Annotated in this window: 7 protein-coding genes and 1 pseudogene; 5 read left to right on the top strand and 3 right to left on the bottom strand. The window is 59.8% G+C overall.

Translation table 11 applies throughout. From position 1 onward, the window contains the following. The first annotated feature begins 58 nt into the window (after positions 1-58). The 4 genes from FZ934_RS23965 to FZ934_RS23950 all read left to right on the top strand — a co-directional run bounded on the left by FZ934_RS23965 (position 59) and on the right by FZ934_RS23950 (position 6633). On the top strand, positions 59-1798 hold the full coding sequence (locus tag FZ934_RS23965) for a type I secretion system permease/ATPase (RefSeq protein WP_153273332.1): 1740 nt from the start codon (positions 59-61) through the stop codon (positions 1796-1798). Positions 1799-1827: 29 nt separating this feature from the next. Beyond that, positions 1828-4494 carry a calcium-binding protein gene (locus tag FZ934_RS23960; protein WP_153273331.1) on the top strand — a complete coding sequence of 889 codons (2667 nt, stop codon included), beginning with the start codon at positions 1828-1830 and terminating at the stop codon, positions 4492-4494. Positions 4495-4536: 42 nt separating this feature from the next. Continuing rightward, complete coding sequence (locus FZ934_RS23955) at positions 4537-5838, top strand: HlyD family type I secretion periplasmic adaptor subunit (RefSeq protein WP_153273330.1); 1302 nt, start codon at positions 4537-4539, stop codon at positions 5836-5838. An 81-nt stretch (positions 5839-5919) separates the two neighbouring features. After that, positions 5920-6633 carry a response regulator gene (locus FZ934_RS23950; protein WP_246737925.1) on the top strand — a complete coding sequence of 238 codons (714 nt, stop codon included), beginning with the start codon at positions 5920-5922 and terminating at the stop codon, positions 6631-6633. Between the two features lie 155 nt (positions 6634-6788). Here FZ934_RS23950 and FZ934_RS23945 read toward each other — a convergent pair whose 3' ends face one another. The 3 genes and pseudogenes from FZ934_RS23945 to FZ934_RS23935 all read right to left on the bottom strand — a co-directional run bounded on the left by FZ934_RS23945 (position 6789) and on the right by FZ934_RS23935 (position 8992). Further along, positions 6789-6989 carry a cold-shock protein gene (locus FZ934_RS23945; RefSeq protein WP_153272531.1) on the bottom strand — a complete coding sequence of 67 codons (201 nt, stop codon included), beginning with the start codon at positions 6987-6989 and terminating at the stop codon, positions 6789-6791. A 463-nt stretch (positions 6990-7452) separates the two neighbouring features. After that, positions 7453-8377, bottom strand: a pseudogene (locus FZ934_RS23940) (plasmid partitioning protein RepB C-terminal domain-containing protein). A gap of 63 nt (positions 8378-8440) precedes the next feature. Next, positions 8441-8992, bottom strand: a complete 552-nt coding sequence (locus FZ934_RS23935) for a plasmid partitioning protein RepB C-terminal domain-containing protein (protein WP_246737924.1) — start codon at positions 8990-8992, stop codon at positions 8441-8443. Between the two features lie 262 nt (positions 8993-9254). Between FZ934_RS23935 and FZ934_RS23930 the strand changes: the two genes are divergently transcribed. After that, positions 9255-9734 (top strand): MEKHLA domain-containing protein, encoded by a 480-nt coding sequence (locus tag FZ934_RS23930; RefSeq protein ID WP_153274014.1) that lies wholly within the window; start codon positions 9255-9257, stop codon positions 9732-9734. The last annotated feature ends 131 nt before the right edge of the window (positions 9735-9865 follow it).

Genomic DNA, 9865 nt, shown 5'->3' with positions numbered 1-9865 from the left:
CAGTCTTCCCGGCCGGGTGAACCGGCCGGGACGGTGGTTCAAAGCAGAGGGGCATGCCATGACCAAGAAGAAGATCGAGCCGCAATACAAGATCGAAGGACTGCGCGGCATCCTTATCTACCTCTTCGGACTTTCGGGTATCATCAATATCCTGGCGCTGACCGGCGCCTTCTACATGCTGCAGATCTACGACCGGGCGCTGACCAGCGGTTCGATCTCGACGCTGGTGGCGCTGTCGGTGCTGGCGATCAGCCTGTATCTGTTCCAGGGCGTCTTCGACATCATCCGCTCGCAGATCCTTATCCGGCTCGGTGCGCGCCTCGATGCGGAACTTGCGCCGATCGCCCACAAGGTGGTGATCGAGATGCCCCGCTTCGGCTACTCGACGTCGGAAGCGATGGAGCGCGGCCGCGACGTTGATACGCTGCGCGGCTTTCTTTCCAGCCAGGGGCCGGTGGCGCTGTTCGACCTGCCCTGGATGCCGATCTATCTGGTGTTCGTTTGGTTGCTGCATCCGATGCTCGGGATGTTGACCGTCGGTGGCGCGGTGGTGCTCACCTTGCTGACAATCGCCGCCGAACTGCTGACGCGGCGCCACTCCCAATCCATGCTGAAGGCGACGGTTGCCCGTAACTCGGTGGCCGATTCCAACGCCCGCAACAGCGACATCATGCATGCCATGGGCATCACCGGCCGGGCGGTCGACCGCTTCGAGCGGGCCAACCGGCGTCACCTCGATTGCCAGACGAGGACTTCCGACATCGGCGGAACTCTGTCTGGCCTGTCGAAGGTGTTGCGGATGATGCTGCAATCGGCAATCCTCGGCCTCGGCGCCTATCTCGCCATCCGCGGCGACCTGTCGTCCGGCTCGATCATCGCGTCATCGATCGTCACCGCGCGAGCGCTTGCACCGGTCGACTTGGCTATCGCCCAGTGGAAGGGCGTGGTCAGCGCTAGACGCAGCCATCATCGCCTCACTGAGACGCTTGCGGTGCTGAACGACAAGAGCGGTCATGTCGAGCTGCCGGCCCCGCATGACAGTCTGACGGTCGATGCCATCACTACCGTTGCGCCGACCAGCGGCGCGGTGCTTCTGAGCGACGTCAGCTTTACGCTGAAGGCCGGCCAGGCGCTCGGGCTGATCGGCCCTTCGGGCGGCGGCAAGACGACGCTGGCGCGCTCGATCCTCGGTATCTGGCCGGTGCTGCGCGGCTCCGTCAGGGTGGATGGGGCCGATCTCAGCCAGTGGAACGAGGCCTTCTTCAGCGAAAATGTCGGCTACCTGCCGCAGGATGTGGCGCTGATGGAAGGCACGATCGCCGAGAATATTTCGCGCTTTGCCGAGACGCCGGATGCCCGCAAGATCATCCGCGCTGCCAAGGCCGCGGACATTCACGAGTTGATCGTGCATCTGCGCGACGGCTACCAGACCGAGCTCGGTCCGCATGGCACAGCGCTGTCGGCCGGGCAGCGCCAGCGTATCGGACTGGCACGTGCCTTGTACGGCGATCCCTTCCTGGTGGTGCTGGACGAGCCGAACTCCAATCTCGATGCCGAGGGTGAGGAGGCGCTGAGCAAGGCGATCGCCAAGGTGCGCGAGCGCGGCGGTATCGTTGTCATCGTCGCCCATCGTCCAAGCGCGCTTAGCGCAGTCGACATGGTCGGTCTCGTCCAGAACGGGCGGCTTGCGGCCTTCGGGCCGAAGGACGACATCATCCAGCCCACCAAGGTCCGCCCGCTGGTCGTGGAAAAGACAGCTGCAGCCGGCCGTAGCGCGAAGCCGCTTGCCGCTGAATAGGCGGCAAGCCAGAGAGCAAGGAGTTCGTTATGGGCGACAAGTTGATCCTGGGACTACCGGATGATGGTCAGGCCAGCGTGGCACCGGCCAACCGCTTCCGTCTCTCAGAGGACGATGACCTCGGCAACAGCAACGGCAAGGGCCCATCCAGGGGCGCTGATCGTCGGCTCTATTCGCTGCCGCTACTGTTCGGGGCGCTTGGCGTCATACTCGGCAGCAGCGAGCAGGAAGACGCGGCCCCGGCGACACCACCACGCAACACGAGTGATGCGGGGCCGCGGAGCGTAGGTGCAAACGCCAATCTTGCAGCCATCGAGGATGTCGCCGCGTTTCTGCGCGAGATGACCGATGAGTTGATGGCGAGCACGGCGAACATTGCTCGCGGCCGTCACGTTGCCTCTGTACGCCTCAGCTTCGAGGACACGCTGCTCGCTCGCTCGCCCAACCTCGCCGACACCGTGCTTCGGTCCTTTAATGCCAACGATAACGAGGGCCGCATCAATATCAGCGGTGAGAGCTTCCGCTTTCCTCCATCCGCCGTTCCGCGCCCGGGACGCCAGCCAGCCGGGCAGCCGGGCGATGGCGGTGGCCACCAGCCTGATGACGATGACGACGAGGATCGCGATGACCACGAGGAACGTGCAAATCGCTTGCCGGTCTCGCTCGGGCGCAACATCCTTGCCAGCGGCATGGTTAACTTGTCGACGCTGATTTTTCTCGACGACCTGCTCGCCAAGACCAGTGATCCCGATGGCGACAAGCTCGATGTGCGAAATCTGGTCGTCTCGAGCGGCGCAATCACCACCTACGGTGACGGCATCTGGCTCTATACGCCGGAGCGCGGCTTTGGTGGCAATGTCACTTTCACCTATCAGGTCTCCGATGGAAAGGGCAACATTGTCACCCAATCCGTGATGTCGCTTCTGAAGGCGCCACCACATGAGATCGGCGGCAGCGAGGCGGATGACCGGTTACTTGGCACACCCCAAGACGACCTGGTCTACGCCAAGGGTGGTGACGACTTCGTCTATGGTCGCGAGGGCCACGACATCATCTTTGCCGGCGATGGCGACGACACCGTCTTCGGTGGTGATGGCGACGACCTCATTCATGGGGAGGGTGGCAATGACCGGCTATTTGGCGGCGCCGGCAACGATGTCCTCTTCGGCGGCGTCGGCAATGACGACCTTCATGGCGAGGACGGAAATGACAGCCTGATGGGCGAGTCGGGCAACGATCGCCTTTTCGGCGGCGCGGGCAATGATCGCCTCTTCGGCGAGGAAGGCAACGATACCCTGCTTGGCGAAGCGGGCGACGATCTGCTCGATGGCGGCGATGGCGACGACGATCTCGGCGGTGGCGCCGGCAAGGATGTGGCACTTGGCGGGGCAGGGGATGACCGGTTCCGTGCCGGTCTGGTCGAGGAGGACACACGACAGACGGCGGTGGCCGCCGGACCTGTGCCCGGCGATGGCGACGACACCTATGTCGGTGGTGAAGGCAACGACACCTACGATGCCAGCGCCGCCGCGAGCGGCGTGGTGGTTGATCTTGCGGCCGGGACAGCAACCGGTGCGGCGATCGGAACAGACAGCCTTGCGGAAATCGAATGCGTCGAGGGCAGCGCTTTTGACGACACGATTGTCGGGGACGACGGCGACAACACACTTGAGGGGGGAGCCGGCAACGACCGACTGAGCGGCGGCGGTGGCGATGACACGGTCACGGGCAACGACGGCGATGATATCGTTGTCGTCGCAGTGACCGGCGACGCAGGCCTCGATGACGGCGACGACATCTATGATGGGGGCGACGGCTGCGATACGCTGGACCTGTCGGCACTCGTCAAGGCGGTGATTGCCGATATCGAGACCGGCTATGCGGAGAGCGAGGAGATCGGCCGCGATACTATCCTCGGGTTCGAGACCATCCACGGCGGTCGCGGCAGCGATCGCTTCTCCGGCGGCAGCGGCGATGACATCCTCTATGGCGGGGCTGGCGACGACCGGCTCGATGGACGCAGCGGTGACGACCATCTGGTCGGTGGCGACGGCAACGACCGCCTCTACGGCAGCAATGGCAACGATGTTTTCCTCGTCATCGCCCACATGGACGGCGACACCGACGGGAACGACGAGATCGACGGCGGGAGCGGCAACGACGTCTATGATGCGTCGGCCACCATCGCAGGGGTGGTGATCGACCTCGAAATCGGCACCGCCTCCAGTTCGGAAATCGGCAACGATGTTCTGAAAAGCGTCGAGAATGCGATTGGCGGTAGGGGCGACGATGTGCTCGTGGCGTCGATCTCGGTCAACGTTCTGACCGGCAACGACGGTGATGATGTCTTCGTCTTCAACTCCGTCGCCGCGGCACGCAACGACGGCAACGGGTGGGACGAGATCATGGACTTCCACGTCGGGGACCGCCTGGATCTTTCCGCCTTCGCGGGGCAGGCAGGGACGCTGATGTTCGCGGGCTTGGAGCTCGACGGAGCCTCGCCGCAGATCGGCCGCGTAAGCTTTTTCTACGAAGCATTGGGCGACGACACGCGAACGGTCGTGCGCACCATCGTCGATCTCGACCACGACGACGACATCCAGATCCTACTGCGCGGTCATCACGAACTGACGCAACAGGACTTCATTCTCGCCGCACTGGATGGTGGCGCGCAGGATGCGGTGAACCAGGGCTGACAATCTACCCTGCTTCGATGAACGATTTCGGGAGGAACCAAGATGACGACGACAGCAACAATCAAGGAAAAGACGAACCGCAATGTCCAGTTCGGGATCTCTTCACGGGTGATCGTCTCGGCACTGCTGGCCGGGACGCTGGTCTTCGGCGTCGGCGGATGGGCGGCGCAGGCCAAGCTGTCGGGTGCCGTCATCACCCATGGCCAAGTGGTCGTCTCCGAGCAGGTCAAGACCATCCAGCATCGCGACGGTGGGATCGTCGCCGAGATCCGGGTCGACAACGGCGACCAGGTCAAGAAGGGTGCCGTGCTCCTGGTTCTCGACGACACCCAGACACGCGTCGAGCTGTCGATCGTCCAGGCACAGATACAGCAGCTCGTCGCTACCCACGCCCGACTGATCGCAGAGCGAGATGGTGCCGACGGCATTGCCTTTGAAACGCTCGCGCTTAGTCCCGCCGTCATTGCCGGAGAGAACAAGCTGTTCGAGGAAAATCGCCGGATGATCGCCAACCAGAAGGAGCAGCTGCGGCTGCAGATCGGCCAGCTCGAGCAGCAGGTGCATGGCTTCGAGGCTCAGAACCGGTCGAACGAGAGCGAGGCGGAGATCGTCGAGCAGGAGCTCGTCAAGATGGAGAAGCTTTTGCAGAACAGGCTCGTGCCGATCTCGCAAAAACGCGATCTACTGCGCCAGCGCGCCCGCATAGAGGGCAGCCGTGGCGAGCTGGTCGCCAAGATCGCCGAGGCCGCCGGCCAGATCAGCGAGCTCAACATGAAACTGATCTCCATCGATCAGACCACAAGGAAGGAAACGCAGACCGAGATCGTCGTCCTTTCGGCCAGGATCGCCGAATTGCGCGAGCGCGAGGTCGCCGCGCGCGACAGAATGAGCAGGATGGAAGTCCGTGCGCCCGTCGACGGCTTCGTCTACGACCTCCAAATCCACACGATCGGCGGCATCATCGCCCCCGGCGCAACGGTCATGTCGGTCGTTCCTGATGGCGGCGATCTCACGATCGAGGTTCGTATCCCGCCCGTCGATATCGATCGTGTCACGACCGGGCAGGCAGCACGGATGCGCTTCGTCGCGTTCAATCAGCGTACGACGCCGGAACTCCACGGCGCCGTCGACGTCATCGCCGCCGCAACGACCCTCGACCGAACCACCGGCCAACCCTATTATCTCGCGACCGTGTCCCTCGACGATGCGCACATGCTCAAGGAAAACAAGCTCCTGCCCGGAATGCCTGTCGAAGTCTTCGTTCAGACCGCGGAGCGTACCGCAATGTCATACATCCTCAAGCCATTCACCGACCAAATGATGAAGGCATTCAGGGAGGAGTAGAGTAGCTGCAAGACCCAATAGGTGTATTTGTGATTTTACTACCGCGCTACCCATAAGTATTATCTTACTAAGATAGTAACGATGAGATATGTTACTGTTGAAGGTGATGAATGGGAGGGCGACTTGGTAATTTCCGTGGCGTTCGTGGATGATCATCCAATATTACTTGAAGGATTGGTCAGTCTTTACTCAAATAGAGCGGATCTTTCCATCGTTGGTCGCGGCGAAAATGCCGTCGACGCCTTGCAGCTTGTAGACGAGCTCTGTCCGGACGTTATCGTCCTCGATCTCAGCATGCCGGGCGATCCGCTTGCAGTGATTGAGATCATCGCTCAACGCTATCAGCGCACGCGCATTATCGTATTTACCGCCAGCTCGAGTATCGAGACGGCCATCCAGGTGCTGGGCCTAGGGGTTTCCGGTTATGTCTTGAAGGGCAGCACCGCCTCCGACCTTCACGAGGCCATCAAAACGGTTCACGCGGGCAACACCTTCATGACCCCTGGCTTCGCCACCAAGGTCATCATGTCGATGAAGACGGACTCACTGCGGCGCAAAGCGCAAACCTCTGCACGGTTGAGCGCCCGCGAAGAGCAGATCATCGCTTACCTGATGCGTGGCAGCACCAACCGCGAGATCGCCGCCTCGCTCGATATCAGCGAGAAGACTGTAAAACACTACATGACTGTCCTGATGCAAAAACTAGATGCGCGAAATCGGCTCGAGGTTGTCCTCGCCGCGCAGAAGCTGGACAGCAGCAACCTTGCCGCGACGGGAGCGAACGCGTTCAACTAGCATCGGCGCGGATGATGTCAGATGGTGCCGGTGTTGGAATCTAGGAATGAGCTCAGCTGACAATTAAGATTTGTCAGGGAGCTATCGCAATTGGTGGATAAAAGACGAAAGAAAAGTCGGTGTGATTTCACACCGACTTTTTATGTCGATCCCTATCAGGCCGGCCGGACGTTCTCGGCTTTGGACTTTCCAGTCTTGCGATCCTGACCTAGGTCGTAGCTGACATTCTGGCCGTCGCGCAGCGATCCGCCCTGGACTGCCGAGATATGCACGAAGACGTCTGGACCGCCATTGTCCGGCGTAATGAAGCCGAAGCCCTTGTCCTGATTGAAAAACTTTACAGTGCCATTCGCCACAAACTGCTCCTATGGTTTAGTGTCTAGGCGCAGTCATAAACCGAAGCGTGATCGCAGGCAAGCAACGCTGCCGCTCTGAACGCGTTATCTGAGGGGGTGGCGTTATGAGTAGGGCTGCCTCAGCTGCGGCCATCGCAAAGGTGGAAGACTGACCCGTGCCCGAGGCGCGGACAATCCTCGATCGGTCGGGCCCGGTCGGCATGACTTCAAGGCGCGCCGCCTACCGGCAGGGTTGGGTCCGCGACCGATCCTTGCTCGCGAACCGTCGGTCTATGGAAACAGCCGGCGTGGGCCGATTTGCTGAGAGGGACGATCATATCTGTGCATTGCGGGCGTCGTCGTCGGGCCCCAGAGCTTACAAGTCTCGATGATCTTCACGCCCTGCAACGCTTGCAGATACGTCGAATGAGCGCCGCAGTCCGTAGAATTGCGACCCGTCGCTAAGGACGGTCCCCCGTGAGCGTCAAGTTTCTGAGGGCATCGTTGACGTAATGTCGACGATGTTTTGAAACTCTGGAAGATACTCTGGTCGATTGACAACGAGATAGCTGACCACGCGGGCATTTCCGAGCAGGCGCTTGAGATAGCCCTTGACCACGGTAAGCTCCAGGTGGTCCTTTCCATAGGTATCCTGCATCGAAGCCATAGCCTCTTGCAGACGGGACAGTTCTTTCTCCATACGCGCGATGGCATCGGCCGTCATTCCCTTGACGCTCTTGGGTTTGTCTGGCTCCACCAACTGGCTGCATCTGCGTTCCTGCTAGGACCGCAGATGCAAAGGCGACGGAATAGTTGTTGGCGTTGATCATCATGTCCGCGACCTCGATCTGTCTGAGAGGTTGCATCTTTTTCAGGATCTCAAAGATTGCCATCGGGCAGTTCTTATCCTTCAACAATTCCGTTGCTTCGGTGCAGACCCCATTCAACATGCGTGAGCGTCGCCGGACCGTCGACACATTGACGGAGAGAACTTTCGCGATCCGTTCCTCAGGAACTCCCTGATTCAGAGCGTTGACGATCATGGCGTATTCTTGAACAGCAGCCAGCCTGTTGATTTGTTTGTTGTATGTGAACGCTTCATCATCGGTTGAGACGAGGCACTCAACCTCGGTGCGTCCCAGATCGTTCAGGACCTCGATGCGAAGGTGGCCATCGAGAATGAAGAATGTACCGACGTTGTCCGGGTTGCGGGCCACAACAGGTGGTTCAACCAATCCGACTTCAGCGATGGATGTTGCGATCTGCTTATATTTCCGGCTTGATTTGATGGCCTTGCGCATAATCCTTCCCGGCAACAACTGATCCATCCGTACGAGGATGCAATCGTTTTCGAAGCTCTGGCGCACGGGCCTGTCTTGTATGCAGTTGTGGCGATCATCGTCGTCCATTTTCCTAGCCTTTCGTAAGCCGATACCGGAGGGGAGCGGGAACCGCATCCAACCCTTCGGCTTTCAATAGGTTCGTGAAACCCTCTTCGGCATGAGCGACCGAATGGCCTCAACGACGAACAGGAGCTTGCCTTGCGTCACCTCCGCCTTTTTGATCAGGACTCTCTGTCGATCAGCCTCTTGTTGGTACGCCCGGACCATTGTTTCGCTGGTTAGCGTACGTCTCGGTGCGTTATATCGCCCAAAATTCTGGTCAAATAGCCGGCCGCCTTTGAGGCTACGCTGCTGCAACAGCCGCCGTACTGTGACGAGCTTTTTTCCTCGAAGCTTCTTTTGCGTGTACGCTTCCATTAGTGCTGCTTGCGCGCCTTCTTCATCCGCCTTGGCGATATCAACAGCGAGGCCGAGCGGCAGGATGCCTGCTTCAACCGCAGAAAGAAGCCGTTCCTCGCCCCTTTCAAGAAGGCCGCCAATCATGTTGACATATTCCGCGGTGAAACCGATCTTTGCGCCAATAATCCTATCGCTGTAGCCGCGCTGGCGAAGGTTGGCTATTTCCTGGAGGAGATCGATCGCCTGGTGCTGCCGGCGAGCACAGTTCTCGACAAGGCTCATGACCAGGCAATCATTTTTGCTCGCCTCAATGACCATTGCCGGAATGTGCGTCTGCCCACTAAATGCCGGGATTAAACACCTAATCTTCCGGGCTCTCGCGCTCCCCTGAGAATGGGAGCGCTTAAGGGAGCTGACGATTGCCTGGCCGTCGTAGCTTCCGCTATTCACATGCGAGCGGATTCCGAAATTTCGCAGATGACGAAACTGACTGACGCTGGAAGCGCGTGATTTTAGACCAGCGGCGACCTTGTTGGAGATTGACGTGACACACGCCTTTGGAACGGCCGCCCGCACACCGGACCTATCGACCGATCTCGCATATTGCGAGCTTCTGACCGAGAGCTACCGACGAGTTGTCGGAAAGCCACTCCTCGATCCGACGCTGGGCCCGACGTGGCTTTACAGAAACGCCCGCTTCATCGTGGTCGCGCACAACACCGATCCCGACCCACGGTTCGTTTACGCCAATCAAAGCGCTCAAGATCTCTTTGGTTATGGGTGGGATGAGTTTACCTCATTACCCTCACGCCTTTCAGCGGAAGCGCCAGATCGTGAAGAACGTCAGCGGTTGTTGGATGCAGTTGCGACGAATGGGTTCATTGAGAACTATCGTGGCCTTCGCGTCCGCAAATCAGGTTCCCGCTTCTGGATGGAAGATGGCCTCGTTTGGCAGCTTGTGGACGCCGATGGGAAATATCGAGGTCAGGCAGCCACGTTTTCACGATGGACGGACGAAGTCTGATTTGGCGGACGCCATCGAATTCTCTGCACAAAGACGGAAACCGAACGTGCTGGCGCCCGAATGCGGGCCGGTACTTACAACGTATAGTGACATCGGAATTCGAAGTTATTTAATCATGCAGCTCCAGTGGA

Origin of the sequence: Rhizobium grahamii, assembly GCF_009498215.1 — a bacterium.
Lineage (GTDB): Bacteria > Pseudomonadota > Alphaproteobacteria > Rhizobiales > Rhizobiaceae > Rhizobium > Rhizobium grahamii_A.
The sequence above is the reverse complement of the archived record's forward strand: the minus strand, read 5'-3'. Positions and strand labels throughout refer to the sequence as shown.